Origin of the sequence: Nocardiopsis eucommiae, assembly GCF_965344335.1 — a bacterium.
GTDB classification, from domain to species: Bacteria; Actinomycetota; Actinomycetes; order Streptosporangiales; family Streptosporangiaceae; genus Nocardiopsis; species Nocardiopsis eucommiae.
The window spans coordinates 22,321-42,607 of sequence record NZ_CBDRIY010000048.1 but is presented as its reverse complement, the minus strand read 5'-3'; the positions used below and the strand labels follow the sequence as shown (position 1 = coordinate 42,607).

Sequence of the window (20,287 nt, the reverse complement as noted above, 5' to 3'; positions counted from 1 at the left end):
GCCAACAACATCCTCTGGCCCAAGCGCCACTTCCAGAAGCTCGTCGGCCTCTATCGCAGGCGCTACGCCCACTACGGCCACGGCAGGGCCGAGCAGGCGATCGTCGGGCTCGGCGGCCACGTCTTCATGCGGCCCCGCTCCCAGGACGCCGTACGGGAGTTCCGCCCCTACTTCGACCACTCCCCCCTGATGGGCGGCGGACCGTCACTGGAGCAGTACATGGAGGAGACCCCGCTGAGCGTCGGCAGCCCCCAGCAGGTCATCGACAAGACCCTCACCTTCCGTGAGAGCTTCGGCGACTACCAGCGGCAGCTGTTCAACGTCGACAGTGTCGGCATCCCCCTGAAGACCGTGCTGGAGCAGCTCGACATCCTCGGCGAGGAGGTCCTGCCGACCCTGAGGAGGGAGTTCGCCAGGGACCGGCCGACCGACGTGCCCGACGCCCCCACGCACGCCTCACTTCTCGCCGCCCGTGAGGCGGAGGGCACGGCCCCGCCCGCGAGGGCCTGAGACCGGACGACCGACGCGGGAGTCCGCCCCCCGTTCCGGGCCCGGCAGTCCGCCGCGGCCGCACCCAGGCACCAGGAGAGGAACCACGATGACCACCACGGAGAACCACCCGGACGCCTTCGTGTGCGCCGAGGGGGGCCTCCCCGGCCCCCGGGCCTCTTACGCGGGCGGAGCTCCGGTGGAGATCATCACCGCCCGCTCCGTGCCCCTGGGCGGGCCCCGCTCGATCGACGTGCGTCGCACCCTCCCGCAGAAGCAGCGTTCACTGATCGGCGCGTGGTGCTTCGTCGACCACTTCGGACCCCACGACACGGCGGCCACCGGAGGGATGGACGTGGCTCCGCACCCCCACACGGGCCTCCAGACGGTCACGTGGCTGTTCGACGGCGTGATCGCCCACCACGACTCCGGAGGGAACGCCGCGATCGTCGTTCCCGGACAGATGAACCTGATGACGGCGGGAGCGGGCATCTGCCACTCGGAGACCTCCACCCCGGAGGCGGAACGGCTCCACGGAGTGCAGCTCTGGGTCGCCCTTCCGGACGAGGTCCGGCACAGCCCGGACCGTGGCTTCGAACGCCACACCCCCGAGCGCGTCGAGTTCGCCTCGGGATCGGCGCTCGTGTTCCTCGGTTCCCTGCTCGGATCACGGTCGCCGGTGCGCACGTACACGCCCTTGGTGGGGGCCGAGCTCCGACTCGACCCCGGCGGCGTCCTCGAACTGCCCGTCGATCCCCGCTTCGAGCACGGACTGCTGGTCGACACGGGAGAGGACGTCACGCTCGAATCCGTGCACGTGCCCAGGGACGCGATGGGCTACACGGGTGTGGGTGTCCGGACCCTGCGGGTGGCCAACGACGGCGACCGACCGGCCCGACTCGTGCTCCTGGGCGGTACCCCCTTCGGCGAGGAGGTCCTCATGTGGTGGAACTTCCTGGGCCGCTCGACCGAGGAGATCCGGCGCTACCGCGAGGAATGGCAGAACCACGGGGAGAGGTTCGGTCGCGTCGAGGGGTACGTGGGGCACGGCGGACCGGGCAGGAACCGCGAGGGAATGACGAGGATTCCGGCCCCCGACCTGCCGACGGTGCGGATGCGTCCCAGGAGGAATCCGCCGCCCCACCCCCAGCTCGACGGTCGGACGGCACCGCGTGAGTGACGCCCCAGGGCACGCGGGAACCCTCGGCCACACCACGATCGACCGGGACGAACCGCGTCCCGGCGGAGCAGCAGGAGAGGTATCCGACATGACCGAACAGCGAACGGACCGGACCGGCGCGCCCGTGTCCGTCGACCTCCGCCGGACGGGTGCCGTGGGCGCCTACACGGTGAGCGTGGACGACGGCACCCTCGCCGGACGCGCGGACTTCGTCGACACTCCACGGGCCACCGACGAGCGGGTCTTCTTCCACACCGAGGTGGACGCCGAGTTCGGCGGCCGGGGCCTGGCCGGACTGCTCGTCCGCGAGGCGTTGGCGGACAGCATCCGCAGGAACCTCACCGTCGTGCCCGTGTGCCCGCTCTTCGCCAGGCACCTGGAGAGGCACGGGGACGAGTACAGGGCCGAGGGCGGGAGGTTCCGCCGACCGAGACCCGCCGACCTCGCGCTCGTCGAGGAGACGGTCCGGAACGCGGGTGACGCGTGAACGCGGAGCGCCCCTACATCGACAAGGAGCACCCCAAGGTCTACGGGGCGATGCTCAGGGCCGCCGCGGCCTCCCGGGCCGCGTCCCACGAGGCCGGTCTGGGCGACGACCTCATCGAGTTGGTCAACATCCGGGTCTCCCAGATCAACGGGTGCGCGACCTGTCTGAGCATCCACCTCCCCAGGGCCCGCGAGGCCGGGATCGAGCAGAGCACTCTGGACGTGCTGCCCGCGTGGCGCGAGACGCGCCTGTTCACGGACGCGCAGAGGGCCGCGCTCGAACTGGCGGAGTCCCTCACCGTGATCGACCCCGCCGTCGACCGGCGGGCCGTCAACGCCCGCGCGGCCGCCCACCTGACCACAGCCCAGATCTCCGCCGTGGAGTGGACGGCGACCCTGATCAACGCGTTCAACCGGGTCTCGATCGCCAGCGGGCACCCCGTGCTGCGGTAGGTCGGAGCCCGCCCAACCTGCGGGGAGACGGTCCTCGCGCGTCGCCGCCGTGTCGGCGGTGGTCGGGCGGCGGATCCCTGATAGCTGATTCACCAACAGGCACGCGGCCACGTGCCCCGCGCAGCAACAGCACGGACCCACTTCCGGAAGGACACCCCTTGACCACCTCCGTCACCGAGCGGCCCGACTTCACCGGGCTGCGCGCGACCTACGTCAACTGCACCCTCAACCGTTCTCCGGAGCGCAGCCACACCCAGGGGGTGATCGACCGCAGCGTGGCGATCATGGAGGCGAACGGGGTCAGTGTGGACCAGTTCCGCGCCGTCGACCACGACATCGCCACCGGTGTCCGGCCGGACATGACCGAGCACGGGTGGGAGACCGACGCGTGGCCGGCGCTCCTGGAGCGGATCCTGGCCGCTGACATCCTGGTCATCGCCGGACCGATCTGGCTCGGCGACAACAGCTCCGTGACCCGCCGGGTGATCGAGCGGCTCTACGGCTACTCCGGAGTGCTCAACGACCAGGGTCAGTACGCCTACTACGGACGCGTCGGCGGCACCCTGCTCACCGGCAACGAGGACGGCCTCAAGCACTGTGCGATGAGCATCCTGTTCAGCCTGCAGCACATCGGCTTCACGATCCCGCCCCAGGCCGACGCGGGCTGGGTCGGTGAGGTCGGGCCCGGTCCGTCGTACCTGGACGAGGGCTCCGGCGGTCCGGAGAACGACTTCGCCAACCGCAACATCAGCTTCATGGCCCACAACCTGATGCACACGGCGTCGATGATCCGCCGGGCCGGGGGGTTCCCGGCCTACGGCAACCAGCGCGCGGCGTGGGACGCGGGCTGCCGACCGGAGAACGCCAACCCCGAACACCGCTGACCACCCGGAACGACTCTGGCCCGGTCGGGTGACCGGGCCAGAGGAAGCATGAGAGCCGACGAGGGGACTTGAACCCCTAACCTATCGCTTACAAGGCGATTGCTCTGCCAATTGAGCTACGTCGGCCGACCGCCGGAGCGCCTGGCCCCGGTACGTCCCAGCAGAATGGTACCGGGTCCGGCGCCGCGTGGCCTACTCGGCACCGTGCCGGACTAGCCGGCGTCGGCTCCGCGGCGACGGGCCACCTCGTAGAGGGAGACCCCGGCGGCCACGGAGGCGTTCAGGGACTCGGCGCCGCTGATCGGGATGCTCGCGACCACGTCGCAGACCTCGCGGACCAGGCGGGAGAGGCCCTTGCCCTCGGAACCCACGACGATCACCAGCGGGCCGGTCGCCAGCTCCAGGTCGGGCAGCTGGGTGTCGCCACCCGCGTCCAGACCGGCGACGAACAGCCCCGCCTTCTTGTAGATCTCCAGCGTGCGGGTCAGGTTGGTGGCCTGGGCCACCGGCAGCTTGGCCAGGGTTCCGGCGGAGGTCTTCCACGCGGACATCGTCACGCTGGCGGTACGGCGCTCCGGGATGAGCAGGCCGTGCGCGCCGAAGGCAGCGGCCGAACGCGCGATGGCGCCCAGGTTGTGCGGGTCCGTGACCCCGTCCAGGGCGACGATCAGCGGCGGGGTGTCCGACGCCAGCGCCCTGTCGAGCAGCCCCTCGGCCGCCCAGTACTGATACGGGCGGACCTGGAGGACGATGCCCTGGTGGGTGGCGCCCGGCAGGCCGTTGCTCTCACAGCGACGGTCGAGGTCGGTGCGGTTGACCTCCACCACGTCCACGCCCTGGGCGCCCGCGAGCTTGGCTGCCTCGTTGACGCGGTCGTCCGGGTCCAGGCTGTTGGCCAGGAACAGGCGGGTGGCGGGCATACCCGCGCGCAGGGCCTCCACCACGGGGTTACGGCCGATGAGGAGGTCGGAGTTGTCCGGCCGGTTGGGCGAGCGCTCCTTGCGGGGGCTGTCCGAGGCCGCCGGGCCGCCGGTCTGCGCGGCGCGCTTGTTGGCCTTGTGCCGCTGCTTGCCGTCGTACCAGTGCCGCTGCTCCGCGGGCAGGGTGCCGCTCTTGGCCTCCAGGGAACGCCGACCCTTGCCGCCGCTGCCCTTCGTGGGGCCCTTCTTACTCTTCTTCGCCGGCATGGTCGCCGCCTCCCGTTACGTGTCGCGAGCATGCCGGAAGGACTCTTCCGGCCGATGGGGTAGCCGCGGCGCCGAGGGGCGGCGGCAAACTCCCAGCCTAGTGCCGACCCGGCACCACACGCGTCGGTACCGGGGCCGGTCCCGCACGGCCCCGGTCACGGCGGAGCTCAGCCCTTGCGCAGGTCCCAGCGCGGGCCCTGCGGGGTGTCCTCCACCACCACACCGGCGTCGGCCAGCTGGTCGCGGATGGCGTCGGCGGCCGCGTAGTCCTTGCGCCCGCGCGCGGCCTGGCGCTGTTCGAGGGCGACGGCCACCAAAGCGTCCACGACCTCGGTCAGCCCCTGGTCCCCGCCGCCGCACCACTGCTCGCTCAGCGGGTCCAGGCCCAGCACGGAGAGCATGGTCCGCAGTTCGGCGGCGAGCTCCTGGGCCCGTTCCTTGTCACCGGCGGCGAGCGCGGTGTTGCCCTCGCGCACGTGGCCGTGGACGATCGCCAACCCCTGGGAGACGCCCAGGTCGTCGTTGAGCGCCTCGGTGAACGCGGGCGGGACGTCGGCGGCCGGGGTGATCGCGCCCAGCACCTCGACGGCACGGGTGAGGAAGCCCTCGATCCGCTGGTAGGCGGCGGCGGCCTCCTGGAGCGCGGCGTCGGAGTACTCGATGGTGGACCGGTAGTGGGCCTGGCCGAGGTAGTACCGCAGCTCGACCGGGCGCACCTTGCGCACCACCTGCGGGATGAGCAGCGAGTTCCCGATGGACTTGCTCATCTTCTCGCCGCCGATGGCCAGCATGCCGTTGTGCAGCCAGTACTGGGCGAAGCCGTCGCCCGCGGCGCGCGACTGCGCCTGCTCGTTCTCGTGGTGCGGGAAGATCAGGTCGATCCCGCCGCCGTGGATGTCGAAGCTGGGGCCCATGTACTTGGTGGCCATCGCGGAGCACTCCAGGTGCCAGCCCGGACGGCCGCGCCCCCAGGGGGTCTCCCAGCTGGGCTCGCCCGGCTTGGCGCCCTTCCACAGGGCGAAGTCGCGCGGGTCCCGCTTGTCCCGGTCCGGGTCGGAGTCGGCGGACTCCACGACCTGGTCGAGGCGCTGGTTGGAGAGCTCCCCGTACGCGGGGTGCGAGCGCACGTCGAAGTAGACGTCACCCGAACCGTCGTCGGCGGCGTAGGCGTGCCCGGCGTCGATCAGGCGGCGCATCAGCTCGATCATCTCCGGCACGTGGCCGGTCGCGCGCGGCTCGACGGTGGGCGGCAGGCAGCCCAGGGTGTCGTAGGCCCAGGTGAAGGCGCGCTGGTTGCGCTCGCTCACCTGCCACCACGGGACGCCCTCCTCGGCGGCGACCCGGATGATCTTGTCGTCGATGTCCGTGACGTTGCGGCAGAACGTCACCGCGTACCCGAGGTGGGTCAGCCAGCGGCGCAGGATGTCGAAGTTGACACCGGACCTGATGTGGCCGATGTGCGGGGGTGCCTGCACGGTGGCACCACACAGGTACAGGGAGGCACACCCCTCACGGATGGGGGTGAAGTCTCGGACCTGTCGGGCACTGGTGTCGTAGAAGCGCAGACTCACGTTGTCAAGACTATCCGTTCTCCCCTGACCGGGGCATCACAAACCAGTAAGCACCACGGCTTTGGTACGGGGTTCGCCCCGAGACCCGGTCCGGATCTCTCCGGACAGCCCGGAGAACTCATATGGGGCGAGCCGTATCGGCCTCGGCCGGATGTGAGATGACCCGGTGTTCCGACCCCTCTCCGGAGGGGGATCGCCCGGCACGCTCCGCCGACCGGGGCGGGTCGGCGGAGCCCACCCGTCGGCACCGGCGTCGAGAAGCAGCCGGAATCGGCCGGAATCTCGTGTTCGTGGCACCGCCTGGACTACGCTTCGGTGACGATGGCCCCTTTCAACAACGCCCCCGAGACAGGGACACGGAACGGTCGGACCGCGAATCGCGGCGCGGGAGCCGGTGCTCTCGTCGGTGGCGCCGTGTTCGTCAGTGTCATCGCCCTGTGCGCCCTAGTCATCGCCTACAACGGCATCTACCGGTTCGCCCTGATCGTGCATCACGAGGGCGGCTTCCTCCCGCACGTCTTCCCGCTGACCTTCGCCCTGCTGGTCCTCATGGCCTTCTGGGTGAGCTACGTGCTGCGCGCGGCGCCGCCGAGTGAGCGTCTCTGGGTGGACGTCGTCCTCATCCCCCTGCTGATCCTCGCCGCGGCCGTGCCGATGGTGCTGCACAGCATGGACATGGTGGACCGCATCGCGGCGAACCACGAGGGGATCGTCCAGGTGGTGGTGGCGGTGGCACCGCTGGCCGCCCTGCTGGTGGCGTTCCTGCTGTGGATCACCGTGCGCGCGCACGTCCGCAGGCGCAACAGCCGGGGTCGTCCACGCGCCAACCCGGCCGACGACCGCGCCACAGTGCTGCGCCCGCGTCCGGGGCCCGAAGACGCCCCGCCCCGCGACGAACGCGGGACGGAGACGCTCAAGACCCGGCTGCTGCGCCTGGGCTCGGACGACGAGGACGAGGACCCGGCGAACGGGCCCGAGGACGCGTCCCGGACGGCGCCGCTGCCCGCCCGCGTCTCCACTCTGCGCCGCGACCGTGAGGAGCGGGAGGAGAAGGAGCTCCTCGAACGCGAGGACCGGGAGCGCGAGGACCGGGAGCGCGCTGAACAGGAGGAGCGCGAGCGGGAGGAGCGGGAGCGCGCGGCCCGAGCCGAGCCGGAGCGGGCCGAAGTCGAGGAATGCGAACGGGAGAGCGGAGCGACCGTCGAGGTCGGCTCCGTGGGTCTCTCCGAGGAGGGGGGCGTCCGTTCCGACGCCGACGACGCGGACTCCCCGACGGAACCGATCACCACTGTGGAGGCCGGGCACGAGGATCCCGGCGAGGCCTCCGTGCCCACGCTGCCGCTTCCTCGCCGTGCCCGTGACGGCGACAACCCGATCAGGCGCGCGGCCGCCGAGCCGCCGGTGGTGCCCGCCCCGACCCTCTCCCCCGAGTCCGAGTCCGAGTCCGACGCCAAGGCCGAGTCCGGTCACGACGTCGGGCACGGGGCCGCGAACTCCGCTGACCTGGTCACGGACTCCGACCGCCTCGCTGACGAGGGGTTCGAGCACGACTCCCCGGTGGCCGACCCCAGCACGGACGAGGCGGAGGCACCGGTTCCCGCTCCGGTCGTCCCGGAGCCCGAACGGACACCGCAGCCCGAGCAGCGGCCGGACCCCGAACCGGCCGTCGCTGGGCCCGGCACCGGGGAGGGAACCGGTTCCGAGGCCGGGGGAGCCCGGGAGGACCGTCGGGGAGACGGTCCCGTGGAGCTGTGGCCCGAGGGCGAGACCGGGTCCGGCGCCCTGCCCGAGATCGAGGATCTGCCCACCGTGGCGGAAGAGACGGCGGGAGCGGAGTCCGGGACCGTGGACGACCACGGAGGGCCGCCCCTCTGGGAACCGCCTTCCGAGCACACGGCCCCCTCTCCCCTGGCCGACTACGTGCCCCCGGTGTGGACCCCTCCCGAGGACGACACCCCGGCCGAGGCCGCTCCCCTGGTGGGACGGGCGACCGGTGGGGCCGAGGGGCCGACCCCGGCACTGGACCACGACACCGGCCCCGAGGTGCGGGCCGCCTTCCGGATGGGTTCGGTGCCGCCCGGCGCCGCCCGGCCCGAGCCGGAGCCGCTGCCCGAGCCCGAGCCGCTGCCGGACCACGAACCGGAGCCAGAGGCAGAGCCGGAGCACGACCCCGAGCCCGAGCCCGAGCCGGTGGCTCGGCCGGAGCCCGAGCGCGAACCCCTGACGGAGCGCGCGCCCCGCACCGGTCCTCGCTCGCTCAGGTCCCTGGAGAAGCGGCCGATGGTCCTCAAACCGAAGCGCCCGCCCCTGCCGGACTTCGCCTCGGGTCCGCCCTCACGCCGCGTGCGGAGTGAGCCGCTGCCCCCCGAGGACCACTGAGCCGGACGGTCCGAAGCGAGGCCGCGAACACGGAACGTCGGCCCCGGAGCCCCTGGCTCCGGGGCCGACGTGTGTCCGGGGGCGTGGGAGCGGAGCAAAGGAGCCGGGGCCCGCATGGGTCGGAGCAGGTGAGCCTCAGGGCGCTGAGCCGAGCCGCATGGGTGCGGGGCAAGAGAGTTGGGGACCGCCGGTACGGAGCAAGCAAGCCTGCGGGCACGGCACACGGGCCACACCGGTAGGGAGCGAGCGAGCCCGTGGGCACGGCACGGGCCGCAGGGCAAACGAGCCGGGTCGCGTCGGTGCGGAGCAGGCGAGCCTGAGGGCACCGCACCGGGCCGCGTGGGTGCGGGCAGCATGAGGCGGGCGGGAGCGGAGGATCCCCCAGAATCGACGCTACGCGTGCCGCAGGGGGTTCGCCAGGGCCGGTCCGCGCACCTGTGGACGACCACCGACCGCGCCCCGTGGACAACACCGGAATCGCGCGCAAGGGACTGGGGAGGGCGGGTTTCGGCCCCCTGACCAGGCACTGCGTCACGGACCGGATACCGCCTCCCACGTCGCCGGAGCGAGGGCCCCGCCCACCCCGAGTGGCCGACGGTCAGCGCCCCTGCGCAGGGAACACCGTCAGGCGGTGCGCCACGCCCGACCTCCCCCACGCCACTGGGCGTGGGGGAGGTCGGGTGTCCCGTGGCCACTGCTCAACGCAGGGAGGGCGGTCCCGCGCCCGCGGGACCGCCCTCCGTGCGTGTGTCAGTCCCGGGGAGCGCAGAGGGCCGTGGCGACGGCCGCGATGCCCTCACCCCGGCCGGTGAGGCCCAGACCGTCGGTGGTGGTGGCCGACAGGCTCACCGGCGCACCCACGACCTCGGAGAGGGTCTTCTCCGCCTCGTCGCGCCTGGGAGCGAACTTGGGTCGGTTGCTGATGATCTGGACGGCCACGTTGCCGATCTCGAATCCGGCCGCGTGCACGCGAGCGACGGTCTCGGTGAGCAGGGCCGCGCCCGAGGCGCCCTTCCACCGGGGATCGGCGGTGCCGTAGTTGGAACCGAGATCCCCGAGTCCGCAGGCGGACAGCAGCGCGTCGCACGCCGCGTGGGCGGCGACATCACCGTCGGAATGGCCGCTGACACCCTCTTCACCCGGCCATTCCAAACCGGCGAGAAAAAGTGTTCGTCCAGGAGAAAACGGGTGGACGTCGGTACCGACGCCCACCCGAGGCATTTTCGTCATGAATTACGTGATTCCGCGAGTATCAGTTCGTCAGAACCTCGTCGAGGAGGGCTTCCGCCTTGTCCTCGTTGGTCTTTTCCGCGAGTGCGAGTTCGCTCACGAGAATCTGCCGGGCCTTGGCCAGCATCCTCTTCTCGCCCGCGGACAGGCCACGTTCCTTGTCCCGGCGCCACAGGTCCCGAACGACCTCGGCGACCTTGTTGACGTCGCCGGACGCCAACTTCTCCAGGTTCGCCTTGTAGCGCCTGGACCAGTTGGTGGGCTCTTCGGTGTGAGGTGCGCGCAGCACCTCGAAGACCTTGTCCAGGCCCTCCTGCCCCACCACGTCACGAACGCCGACATCCTCGGCGTTCGCGGCCGGCACACGCACCGTCAGATCGCCTTTGTCAACCCTCAGAACGAGGTAGGTTCTGTCCTCGCCCTTAATGGTGCGAGTCTCGATCGCTTCAATACGAGCAGCCCCATGATGGGGGTAGACAACAGTGTCGCCGACCTTGAAAGCCATGTGACAGGTACCCCTTCCGCTACCACAAGGATACCACGAATCTGTGACTTAACGTACCTATTAGGTTTGCGAACACGCAGGTCAGGCCACACATTTTAGGTCTTGACAAAGTGTACCCGAGGAGTCCCGGCCGCCCGGTCGGAGCGCCTCGGAGAGCCCTCCACCCCTGCTGGCCAGCCGAAGCGCGGCTTGACGCGGACGCGGATCGGGGTAGGGTTCGCCCCCGCCCGACCACCCTCCGCGAGCGTCCACAGCGACAAAGGTCACGATTTCGGATCGGGTTGGCCCACCCGTGACCCGTCCGGATCTCCGAGCCCGGCCAACCCGACCGCACCGCACGTCATGGTTCCGTCATCAGGCCTCGGGCTCGTAGTCCTCACGCTTCTCGCCCGTCACCATGTAGACCAGGTTGTCCGCCACGTGCACCGCGTGGTCACCGAAGCGTTCGTAGAACCGGCCGACCAGCGTCACGTCCATGGTGGCCTCCACCCCGTACTCCCAGCCCGGAGCGAGGATGCGCTGCAGCAGCTTGCGCCGCAGCCGGTCCATCTTGTCGTCGTCCTTGTCCAGCTCCAGAGCGGTGTCGGGGTCCCGCTCCATGATCACCTCACCGGCCTTGATCACCAGGAGCTCCGCCTGGTGCCCCATCTCCAGGACGATGGAGCGGACCGGCTTGGGGATAGCGGAGTCCGGGTGGCGGCGCCGGGCGATCTTCGCGAGGTGAACGGCGTGGTCACCCATCCGTTCGAGGTCCCCGCGCATCGACAGGGCGGTGATGATCGTCCGCAGGTCGGAGGCGACCGGCTGCTGTCGCGCCATCAGGCTGAAGGCGGTGTCCTCGATCTCCTGGTCGAGGCGGTTGAGCTCCTCGTCACCCGAGATCACCTCCTGGGCCGCGTTCAGGTCACTGTCCAGCAAGGCCGTGGTGGCCCGCGCGACGGCGTGCCTGGCGAGCCTCGTCATCTCGACAAGGCGTTCACTCAGGCTGTCTAGGTCCTCATGGTAGGTATCGCGCATGTCCTCAATGCTCCCAGTCTGTGTTTGAAGAATCGGCCAAGAGTTGGTGAACTGTGAAAGAACCTCGGTTGTGTCACATGCTCTGACCGGGTAAAGCCCCAGTCCGCACGTTTACGATCGAATCGTGCAAGGGGAACTTCTCGCCGCGGTCGTCGGCATCATCGGGCTCGTCGTGGGCGTCGCCATCGGCGTCGTCGCCGCCAGCCCTCTCTTCCGTACACGCACCACAGGAGAGGAAGCGCCGTCACCCCGCCACGACGGAAGCACCCTCCCGCAGGGGGTGGCGGAGGTGCTGTCGGCGCTCCCCTCCTCCGCCGTGGTGCTCGACTCCGGCGACCGGGTGCTGCGCGCCTCCTCCGCCGCCAGGGCCTTCGGCCTCGTCCGAGGCGAGGAACTGGTCATAGGCGAACTCCTCACGCTGGCCCGCAAGGTGCGGCGTGACGGGGTGATCCGGGAGACCGACATCGAGGTGGCCGTCCGCAAGTTCGGCCCCGACGCCACGTCCTTCGCCGTGCGGGTCGCCCCGCTGGGCGGCACCGGCCTGGTGCTGGTCCTGGCCGAGGACCAGACCGAACACCGCAGGGTGGAGGCGGTCCGGCGCGACTTCGTGGCCAACATCTCGCACGAGTTGAAGACCCCCGTGGGCGCGCTGTCCCTCCTGGCGGAGACCGTACAGGACGCCAGCGACGACCCCGAGGCGGTGCGCCGCTTCACCGGTCGCATGCAGACCGAGGCGTCCCGGCTCACGGCGGTCATCCAGGACCTGATCACCCTCTCCCGTATCCAGGGCGCCGAGCCCATCGCGGAGCCCGCCCCGGTGGATCTCGGGTCGATCGTCGAGGAGGCGATCGACACCGTGCGCATGCCCGCCGACGCCAAGGGAATCGAGCTGGTCGGCAGCGGTGCCGAGGGGCTCACGGTCCTGGGTGACGAGGCGATGCTGGGGACCGCCCTGCGCAACCTCATCGCCAACGCCGTCGCCTACAGTCCGAAGAACACGAGGGTCGCGGTGTCCGTCGGGACTTCGCGGAGCAGCGTGGACATCAGCGTCGCCGACCAGGGGATCGGCATCCCCCAGCAGGACCTGGAGCGAATCTTCGAGCGGTTCTACCGTGTGGACGCCGCTCGGAGCCGGGCCACCGGTGGTACCGGTCTCGGTCTGGCCATCGTCAAGCACATCATGACCCACCACCGTGGAGAAGTGACCGTGTGGAGCAAGGAGGGGTCGGGTTCGACGTTCACACTGCGTCTGCCCCGACCCGAGAGCCGGGAGCTCGACGCGACCCGGAACGACAACCACCAGGAGACGGCACAGTGACGCGCGTACTCGTAGTAGAGGACGAGGAGTCCTACAGCGACGCCCTGTCGTACATGCTGCGCAAGGAGGGCTTCGAGGTCGCGGTCGCGCCCACAGGGACCGTCGCTCTGGAGACCTTCGACCGGACCGGCGCCGACCTGGTCCTGCTGGACCTCATGCTTCCCGGGCTCTCCGGCACCGAGGTGTGCCGGACCCTGCGGCAGAAGTCCAACGTCCCCGTCATCATGCTCACCGCCAAGGACTCCGAGATCGACAAGGTCGTCGGTCTGGAGCTGGGCGCCGACGACTACGTGACCAAGCCGTTCTCCTCCCGTGAGCTGGTGGCGCGCATCCGCGCGGTGCTGCGCCGCCGGGGTGAGGACGAGATCGTCCTGCCCGCCGCGCTGGAGGCCGGTCCCGTCCGGATGGACGTGGAGCGGCACGTCGTGACGGTGCGCGGAGACAGCGTGCAGCTCCCGCTGAAGGAGTTCGAGCTGTTGGAGGTGCTGCTGCGCAACGCCGGGCGGGTGCTCACCCGGATGCAGCTCATCGACCGCGTGTGGGGCGCCGACTACGTCGGTGACACCAAGACCCTCGACGTGCACGTCAAACGTCTGCGCGCGAAGATCGAGGAGGACCCGAGCAGCCCGCGGTACATCGTCACGGTGCGCGGCCTCGGCTACAAGTTCGAGCCCGTCACCGTCGAGGTCGAGTAGGGCGCGGGAGACCCTCCGGGTCCCTCTCCCCTTCCCTCCCCGATCTCCTTCCCCGTGTCCCGGGTCGCGGTCGCGCCGCGTCCCGGGACCTCCGGGACGACCGGTCACTCTCCGGGCCGGGGCCACCGCGCTCTCCGGCGTGGCGTTCCACGGCGCGGGCCAGGACCTCGCAGGCGCGGCGGAGTTCCGTGCCGCCCGCCGTCCCGTAGCCGATGACCAGGCCGTGCACGCTCGGGTCGCCGTGGCACGTACTGCTGGTGTCCTCCACCAGGACGCCCTCCTCAGCCGCCGCCGCGATCACCGGCGCCACCGCCTCCTCGGGCAGCGGGAGCAGCACGTGCAGCCCGGCGGTGTCCCCGCCGATCCTGGGGCCGAGGTGTTCCACGAGCACGGCGCGGCGGCGGGCGTACTCCAGGCGCATCCGGCGCAGGTGCCGGTCCAGGTCCCCGCGTTCCAGCAGGAGGGCCGTGGCGGCCTGGACGGGGCCGCTGGTGCGGTCGGACAGCTCGGCCCGTACCCGCGCGAGGCGGTGCAGCAGGTCGGGTTCGGCCACGACCCAACCGATGCCGAGGTCGGGGTCGAGGGTCTTGGAGAGGGTGCCGAGCAGGACGACCCGCTCGGGGTCGAGCCCGTACAGGGCGGGCAGGGGCGCCACGTCGTACCGGAACTCGGCGTCGTAGTCGTCCTCGATCACCACGGCGCCGGTTCGTCGGGCCCAGGCCAGGAGGCGTTCGCGACGAGGCAGGGGGAGGCGTCCGCCCAGCGGGTACTGGTGGGCGGGGGTGGTGTAGACGAGCGCGAGGTCGTCGGACAGGTCGTCGGGGCGGATGCCGTCGTGGTCGACGGGGCAGGGAACGATCTCGGCTCCGCGTGCGGCCAGGATGGTCCGCGCCTTCCCGTAACCGGGCTCCTCCACCCCGGCGCGGAAGCGGGCCGTGGGGGCCGTCGCCGCGCCGGGCCAGCCCTCCCGGCTGGCGGTCAGGGCGCCGACCAGGTCGATCCCGTTGCCGGTCCCTCTGGTGACCAGGACGTTCTCGGGCCCCACCCGTACGCCCCGGGTGCGGCGCAGGTGTTCGGCCAGCAGGGCGCGCAGCCCGGGGTGTCCCCGGGGGTCGGGGTCGTCCGAGGGCGGGATCTCGGCGGCGTGCCGCCAGGCCCGGCGGAGCGCGGCGCGGTCGTGGTCGCGGACCCAGGCGGCGCCCGCGCGCAGGTCCACGACCCCGGCGCGGCGGACCTCGTCCCGTGAGGGGCGCCCCCGTACGGGTTCGGCGCCGTGTGCGGGTCGTGGTCGGGCGGGGGCCGACGGTCTCGGCAGGGGCCCGTGCTCGGCCACGAAGGTGCCGGAACCGTGGCGGCCGTCGAGCCAGCCCTCGGCGTAGAGCTGCTGGTAGGCGTCGGTGACCACCGTGCGGCTCACTCCGAGCTGCCCGGCCAGTGCCCGGCTGGAGGGCAGCCGTTCCCCGGCCCTGAGCGCCCCGGTGGCCATGGCCTCCCGCAGGGCGCCGGACAGCTGCGCGGTGAGCGGCGTGGGGTCGGCGCGGTCGAGGCGGACGGGCGGTTCGGTGAGGTGTCGGCGCACAGTGGTCTTTCACTTCCTGCCAGAAGTGGCCATGGTTCGGGTATCCACTTCTGCCTACCGTAGACCCATGCTCTCCACCACCGAACGCACACGGCTCAACCGCGCCAAGCACAAGACCCGGACCGACCGCGCCGAACTGTACGACCTCCTCGACGAGGGGTTGGTGTGCCACATGGGCGTGGTCGTCGACGGTGCGCCCCGGGTCGTTCCCACGGGGTACGGGCGGATCGACGACACCCTGTACCTGCACGGATCGACCGGTGCCCGGTCCCTGCGGACGGAGGGCGAGATGTGTGTGACCGTCACCCTGCTGGACGGGATCGTCCTGGCACGCTCGGGCTTCCACCACTCCGTGAACCACCGCTCCGCGATGGTCTTCGGAACACCGCGCGTGGTCACCGACGAACGGGAGCGCTGGGACGGGCTGCGGGCGATCACCGAGCAACTGGCTCCGGGGCGGTGGGACGCGGCCCGCCAGCCCGACGCCAAGGAGCTGGCCGCCACCAGGGTGCTGGCGCTGTCCCTGGAGGAGGCGTCGGTGAAGGTCCGCACGGGCCCGCCCGGCGACGACGAGGAGGACTACGCCCTGCCGATCTGGGCGGGCGTGCAGCCGGTCCGGACGGTCTTCGACCCGCCGGTCACCGACCCGGCCCTGGTCCACGACCTCCCTGTCCCGGAGCACGTCCTGGCCCGTGTGACGCGGTGACGTGTGACCCGGCGGGCGGCACGCCGCCCCGCCCCGGCCCCGCCCTCAGACCTCCACGATGACCGTGAAGGGACCCTCGTTGGTCAGGCCGACGGACATCTGGGCGCCGAACACCCCGGTGGCGACCTCGGCGCCCTGGTCACGCAGCTCCCGCACGACCGCGTCCACCAGGGGCTCGGCCACCGGTCCGGGCGCGGCCGCCTGCCAGGTGGGGCGGCGGCCCTTGCGCGCGTCGCCGTAGAGGGTGAACTGGCTGACCACCAGCAGCGGCGCCGCGACGTCGGAGCAGGACTTCTCGTCCTCCAGGATCCGCAGGGTCCAGAGCTTCCTGGCGACCTTGCGGGCCTCCTCCTCGGTGTCGGTGTGCGTGACCCCCACCAGGGCCATCAGGCCGGGACGGGTGATCTCTCCGACCACCTCGCCCTCCACCGTCACCGATGCGTGCGACACCCGCTGCACGACAGCGCGCATGGTCCTCCCCCGCCCTCTCCACGTGTTCCCCGCCCTCGGTCGGGCGGTCCTACCTCGATCGTTGCAGCTGGTTGAGCAGCCGCACGCGCCGGGTGTTGGTGATCAGACCGGTGAGGGTGACCACGAACGTGCTGATCGAGTCCGCGAAGTCCTCGATCCGCCACTCGCGCGGCCCGGTGTACCAGTGCAGGCCGTCACCGTCGAGCTCCTCGGGGCTGAGGTCCGCGATCGCCGCCGCGGCGAGGATGTTGGCCCAGCGGTCGACGTCGTCGAAGATGACCGCGTAGGGCAGGTAGCGCGAGTACAGCTCCACCCGTTCTCCGGGCGGGGCGCTCTGGGCGCGCGGGCTGAGCAGGTAGTCGCGGAAGCCCATCGTGTGCGCGTAGACGGAGCTGCCGAGCCTGGTCTTGGCGGGCATGTACTGCGCCCCCGCCGTGACGGCGGCCCCGGCGATGATCACGGCCAGTCCGGTGAAGGCCGCGTTCGTGAACACGGCGAGCACACCGGTCAGGACCACGCCGACGGCGGTGAGCGCCATGCCCACGGTGGTCCAGGTCCCCCGCACTCGGCTGGGTGAGCGGGAGAACCACTTGAGCCGGACCATGTCGCGGTACAGCTCCTCGCGGACCCGGTCCACACGCGCCGGGAAGTCGTCGGAGTGGCGGGGCGACCCGAGTTCGGACAGGCGCACGGAACGGCGCTCCCCGAAGAGGGCGTCCAGCAGGAGCCACTCGGAGGAGAGCAGGGTCTCCTCGGCCGGTCCGTCCAGGCGGACCAGCCTCCAGTCCACCGAGGTGAAGTGCTCGTGGGGCAGCTCCTCGACCCGGAGGTGACCGCGTACGGCCAGGTCGAGGACGGTTCCGGTGAGGTCCGCGATGTCCACGCGCTCGTCGACCAGTGTGCCGATCTGGCCCGGGTGGACGTCGTCCGGCGGGGCGAAGCGCATCTGGCCGTGCTCGCCACGGGCCACGGGTGCGTGGTCGCCCTCCGCCGCCTCGCTGCGCAGTGCGCGTTCGTCGCGTCCCCGGAGGCGGATGAGCGCGATCAGCCCGCCGACCAGGACCAACAGCAGGAGTCCGAACACGCTCGCGGTGGCCGGTGTCACCTGGAATGCGGACGCCAGCGACCATCGCCGGTTCAGGAGGGGTTCGCCCTCGGCGGTGCCGGGCGGGTAGTTCACGACGATGTCCAGCCGGTCGCTGGGGGTCATGTCGGCTTGGAGGAAGTGCGCGACGACCGCGTCCCCGCCCATGTCCGAGGCGGTGCAGTACATGGCGCTGCGGGGTTCGCCCGCCAGGCACGACAGTGCTTCGGGGGGCTGCGGGGCGGTCACGGTGACGTCGGTGGAGCGGACGTCGTGGCTGTAGGCGCCGACGGCGCGCCACTCCAGCTGGACGCCCTGGGCGACCTCGCCCACGGTGCCGCTCACCCGGTAGCTGAGCCGCACTCCGCGCGCGCCCTCGGTGGGGATGCGGACGAGGAGGGCTCCGTCGGTCTCCTCGGTCTCCACCTGGAGGGTGGAGCCGCCGGAGTCGACCGCCGTGACCCCGTTGATCTCGAACCGCCGGTCGTGGTCGGTGTCGTAGAGCATCGTGGCGGTGAGCGCCCGGGTGAAGGTCTCCGGCGCCGGACCTTCGAAGCGCAGGGACTCCTCGCCGTGCAGGATGCCCAGCTGGTCCAGTTCCAGGCGGATATCGTTGGTGATGACCGTGTCCGGGTCGGAATGCCGACCGCTGACCGCCGGTTCGTGCCCCGGTACTGTGGTTGCCGGTGCGGTCGCCGTCACCGCGTGCGCCGCTCCTCCCGGCCACCCCGCGGCGACCACCACGAACAGCGAGGAGAACACGAGAAGGGCCGTCGCCATCGCGACGGCCGGGCGCCAGGAGCCGACCCACCACATGACGCGAGAGCTTATCCGGTCCGCGAGCGGGCCGTATCCATCGGGCGCCCTCCCCGGCGTCGCGAACCGGACCCCCGCTGGTGGCTCCGTCGATCCTTCCTCCGGCGTGGCCGGACCCTCCGCGCGGGACGGGGGCCCGGTCGCGTGCTGACCCGACGACGGAACCGACCCGAGTCCGACCCGTGGGCGGAGCGCCCCGGCTTCCTCCAGCGCATGGGGCTGGGGGTCTCGCTGTCCCTGGGGACGGGGCTCGCCGCCGTGGGGTTCACGGGCTTCCTGGCGTTCTCGGCGCTGCTGCCGACGGCGCAGCCGGCCTGGGGGGAGCCCCTCGGACCGGACGCCACCCAGGTGCTGTCCGCCGAGTCGGCCTCGCCGGACACCGACGCCGTGCCGATCGAGGACCCCCTGGGGCAGAACCCGCTCTACGCCAACGGTGAACTCGGCGAGGTCACGTGTCGTCCGCCGCAGATGGACGCCGAGGACCCGGCTTCGGTGGAGACCTTCGTGCACGCGATCGCGGACTGCCTGGACGCGGCGTGGGGCACCTACTTCCACGAGGCGGGCATCCCGTTCTCCTCCCCCAACCGCGTGTACTGGTACGCGGCGGGCAACAGCCCGTGCGGGCCCTTCCCCAAGGAGGGGACGGCGGCCTTCTACTGCCAGGCCAACCAGGGGCTCTACCTGGGAGTGGAGGACATCGTGGCGGCCTCCGCCGGCAGTGACGAGGCCGAGGCGTACACGTTCCTGCTCAGCCACGAGTACGGGCACCACGTGCAGGGGCAGTCGATGATCCTGGCCGAGTTCCGCTCCCTGCGGGGCAACGCCGACGAGGAGACGGCGGACGAGCTCACCCGGCGCAACGAGCTCCAGGCCAACTGCCTGGGCGGGGTGTTCGTCGGCTCCGCTGAGGAGTCCCTCGGTTACGGGAAGTCGGAGCGAGCCAATATCCTCGACTCCGTCGGGCTCCGCTCCGACCACGCGGGCACGAGCACGCACGGATCGGTGGAGAACGGTCGTCTGTGGACCGCGCACGGTCTGGACCGTCGCGACCCGGCGGCCTGCAACACCTGGGAAGCCCGCGAGGAGCTGGTGCGGTGAGCGGTGACCACGGTCCGGGAGGCTCCGACGAGCCCGGCGGATCCGGACCCGGAGGTTCCGTGGGTTCCGATCCCGCCCTGTCCGCGGCGTTCACCCGGCTGGAGTACTCCCGCAGGGCGCACCGCACCAACCGCAGGGTGTTCAGTGCGGTGTGCGGTCTCCTCGTGGCCCTGCTCGCACTGTCGCTGCTCTCCTGGACCAGCGTCAACGAGGGCGAGTCCGCCATGGACACGGTCTCGGAGCGGGCGGACGGCGGAGGCGACGACAAGCCCGGCCAGCTTCCGAGCCCCACCGCCGAGGCACCCACCGGCCAGCTGGGGCTGCCCGGTCGCACCCTGCCCGACCGCCCCACCGGTCACAGCGCCCTGGTCGCCAACCCCCTCTACGACACCGGACGGCTCAGCCCGCTGCCGTGCCCGGTCCCCGAGCTCGACGTCGACGACCCCGGCTCCATGGAGCGGTTCCTGCACCTGGTCGCGGACTGTCTGGACGACGCGTGGAAGACCCAGTTCGACCGCGCGGGCATCCCGTTCGCCCCGCCGGACCGGGTGTTCTGGGACGAGCCCGGGGTGAGTCCCTGCCGTGCCTACCCGTCCCCGGCGGGCGCCTTCTACTGCCGTGCCAGCGGCGCGATCTACATCGGCACCTCGGACGTGGTGGAGAAGTGGAACGGCGCGGACGACAGCGTGGTGTACGCGTCCCTGCTGGCCCACGAGTACGGGCACCACGTGCAGGGTGAGTCCGGGCTCCTGGAGTACTACCACGAGCAGCGCCAGCTGGAGGAGGACGCCGCGGGCCGCAACTCCTGGACGCGGCGCAGCGAGCTCCAGGCGAACTGCCTGTCGGCGGCGTTCCTGGGGTCGATCCGGGTGAGCTACCCGCTCTCGGAGGGGGACCTGTCCACACTCCTGGACGACGCCTCGGCCACCGCCGACCGTCCCGACGGCCCCGAGGAGGAGCGCACGCACGGTTCCTCGGACAACAGTGTGTGGTGGACACGGACCGGTTGGACCGAGCAGTCGGCGGGTGCCTGCAACACCTGGGACGTGAGTGACGAGGGAATGGTGAAGTAGCGCGCCTGGTCACGGGTTGTCCACAGGCTCCGGCTTTCCGTGTTTCATCGCGACTGTGCGTGGCAG

General features: G+C 71.4%; 19 protein-coding genes and 1 tRNA gene. 11 read left to right on the top strand and 9 right to left on the bottom strand.

What is annotated here, in order from left to right; genetic code table 11:
* The 5 genes from ACRWK8_RS23780 to ACRWK8_RS23760 form a co-directional block, all read left to right on the top strand.
* The coding region (locus ACRWK8_RS23780; RefSeq protein WP_488186466.1) for an LLM class oxidoreductase at positions 1-510 on the top strand (510 nt) is incomplete at its 5' end.
* Positions 511-598: 88 nt separating this feature from the next.
* Positions 599-1,669 carry a pirin family protein gene (locus ACRWK8_RS23775; RefSeq protein WP_431872913.1) on the top strand — a complete coding sequence of 357 codons (1,071 nt, stop codon included), beginning with the start codon at positions 599-601 and terminating at the stop codon, positions 1,667-1,669.
* A gap of 88 nt (positions 1,670-1,757) precedes the next feature.
* Entirely contained in the window at positions 1,758-2,156 is a 399-nt protein-coding gene (locus ACRWK8_RS23770) for a GNAT family N-acetyltransferase (RefSeq protein ID WP_378737904.1), read from the top strand.
* Complete coding sequence (locus ACRWK8_RS23765) at positions 2,153-2,608, top strand: carboxymuconolactone decarboxylase family protein (RefSeq protein ID WP_431872912.1); 456 nt, start codon at positions 2,153-2,155, stop codon at positions 2,606-2,608. The genes ACRWK8_RS23770 and ACRWK8_RS23765 overlap by 4 nt, the downstream gene beginning before the upstream one ends.
* A 158-nt stretch (positions 2,609-2,766) precedes the next feature.
* Complete coding sequence (locus tag ACRWK8_RS23760; protein ID WP_431872911.1) at positions 2,767-3,492, top strand: flavodoxin family protein; 726 nt, start codon at positions 2,767-2,769, stop codon at positions 3,490-3,492.
* A gap of 53 nt (positions 3,493-3,545) precedes the next feature.
* Here the strand turns inward: ACRWK8_RS23760 and ACRWK8_RS23755 are convergent.
* From ACRWK8_RS23755 to cysS, 3 genes are all read right to left on the bottom strand, one after another.
* Positions 3,546-3,618: transfer RNA gene (locus ACRWK8_RS23755), tRNA-Thr, on the bottom strand.
* A gap of 86 nt (positions 3,619-3,704) precedes the next feature.
* Positions 3,705-4,679 (bottom strand): 23S rRNA (guanosine(2251)-2'-O)-methyltransferase RlmB, encoded by a 975-nt coding sequence (gene rlmB / locus ACRWK8_RS23750; RefSeq protein ID WP_378737910.1) that lies wholly within the window; start codon positions 4,677-4,679, stop codon positions 3,705-3,707.
* A gap of 167 nt (positions 4,680-4,846) precedes the next feature.
* Complete coding sequence (cysS, locus tag ACRWK8_RS23745) at positions 4,847-6,250, bottom strand: cysteine--tRNA ligase (protein WP_378737912.1); 1,404 nt, start codon at positions 6,248-6,250, stop codon at positions 4,847-4,849.
* Between the two features lie 414 nt (positions 6,251-6,664).
* Here cysS and ACRWK8_RS23740 point away from each other — a divergent pair, with 414 nt between their 5' ends.
* Complete coding sequence (locus tag ACRWK8_RS23740) at positions 6,665-8,629, top strand: DUF2637 domain-containing protein (RefSeq protein ID WP_431872910.1); 1,965 nt, start codon at positions 6,665-6,667, stop codon at positions 8,627-8,629.
* A 750-nt stretch (positions 8,630-9,379) separates the two neighbouring features.
* Here ACRWK8_RS23740 and ispF read toward each other — a convergent pair.
* The 3 genes from ispF to phoU form a co-directional block, all read right to left on the bottom strand.
* A complete protein-coding gene (gene ispF / locus ACRWK8_RS23735) occupies positions 9,380-9,850 on the bottom strand; it encodes a 2-C-methyl-D-erythritol 2,4-cyclodiphosphate synthase (RefSeq protein ID WP_378738308.1) in 471 nt (156 codons plus the stop codon).
* A 31-nt stretch (positions 9,851-9,881) separates the two neighbouring features.
* A complete protein-coding gene (locus ACRWK8_RS23730) occupies positions 9,882-10,364 on the bottom strand; it encodes a CarD family transcriptional regulator (protein ID WP_026129182.1) in 483 nt (160 codons plus the stop codon).
* 354 nt (positions 10,365-10,718) lie between these two features.
* The gene (gene phoU, locus ACRWK8_RS23725) at positions 10,719-11,381 is read right to left on the bottom strand and encodes a phosphate signaling complex protein PhoU (RefSeq protein WP_378737916.1); all 663 of its coding nucleotides are present in this window, start codon (positions 11,379-11,381) and stop codon (positions 10,719-10,721) included.
* A gap of 124 nt (positions 11,382-11,505) precedes the next feature.
* Between phoU and ACRWK8_RS23720 the strand changes: the two genes are divergently transcribed.
* Both ACRWK8_RS23720 and ACRWK8_RS23715 read left to right on the top strand, forming a co-directional pair.
* Positions 11,506-12,699, top strand: coding sequence for a sensor histidine kinase (locus tag ACRWK8_RS23720; RefSeq protein WP_378737919.1), 1,194 nt, complete (start codon positions 11,506-11,508; stop codon positions 12,697-12,699).
* The gene (locus ACRWK8_RS23715; RefSeq protein ID WP_378737921.1) at positions 12,696-13,394 is read left to right on the top strand and encodes a response regulator transcription factor; all 699 of its coding nucleotides are present in this window, start codon (positions 12,696-12,698) and stop codon (positions 13,392-13,394) included. Before ACRWK8_RS23720 ends, ACRWK8_RS23715 begins: the two co-directional genes overlap by 4 nt.
* Here the strand turns inward: ACRWK8_RS23715 and pdxR are convergent.
* Positions 13,375-14,973 carry a MocR-like pyridoxine biosynthesis transcription factor PdxR gene (gene pdxR / locus ACRWK8_RS23710; protein ID WP_431872909.1) on the bottom strand — a complete coding sequence of 533 codons (1,599 nt, stop codon included), beginning with the start codon at positions 14,971-14,973 and terminating at the stop codon, positions 13,375-13,377. The genes ACRWK8_RS23715 and pdxR overlap by 20 nt on opposite strands.
* A gap of 67 nt (positions 14,974-15,040) precedes the next feature.
* Between pdxR and ACRWK8_RS23705 the strand changes: the two genes are divergently transcribed.
* Positions 15,041-15,679, top strand: coding sequence for a pyridoxamine 5'-phosphate oxidase family protein (locus ACRWK8_RS23705; protein ID WP_378737925.1), 639 nt, complete (start codon positions 15,041-15,043; stop codon positions 15,677-15,679).
* Between the two features lie 45 nt (positions 15,680-15,724).
* On the opposite strand, the gene dtd is transcribed toward ACRWK8_RS23705, so the two are convergent.
* Entirely contained in the window at positions 15,725-16,150 is a 426-nt protein-coding gene (dtd, locus tag ACRWK8_RS23700; RefSeq protein ID WP_378737927.1) for a D-aminoacyl-tRNA deacylase, read from the bottom strand.
* A gap of 49 nt (positions 16,151-16,199) precedes the next feature.
* Complete coding sequence (locus ACRWK8_RS23695) at positions 16,200-18,050, bottom strand: DUF2207 domain-containing protein (RefSeq protein ID WP_378737929.1); 1,851 nt, start codon at positions 18,048-18,050, stop codon at positions 16,200-16,202.
* 213 nt (positions 18,051-18,263) lie between these two features.
* Here ACRWK8_RS23695 and ACRWK8_RS23690 point away from each other — a divergent pair, with 213 nt between their 5' ends.
* Both ACRWK8_RS23690 and ACRWK8_RS23685 read left to right on the top strand, forming a co-directional pair.
* Positions 18,264-19,148: a neutral zinc metallopeptidase gene (locus ACRWK8_RS23690; RefSeq protein WP_378738311.1), complete on the top strand. Its 885-nt coding sequence runs from the start codon at positions 18,264-18,266 to the stop codon at positions 19,146-19,148.
* Positions 19,145-20,221: a neutral zinc metallopeptidase gene (locus ACRWK8_RS23685; RefSeq protein ID WP_431872908.1), complete on the top strand. Its 1,077-nt coding sequence runs from the start codon at positions 19,145-19,147 to the stop codon at positions 20,219-20,221. The genes ACRWK8_RS23690 and ACRWK8_RS23685 overlap by 4 nt, the downstream gene beginning before the upstream one ends.
* Positions 20,222-20,287 lie beyond the last annotated feature (66 nt).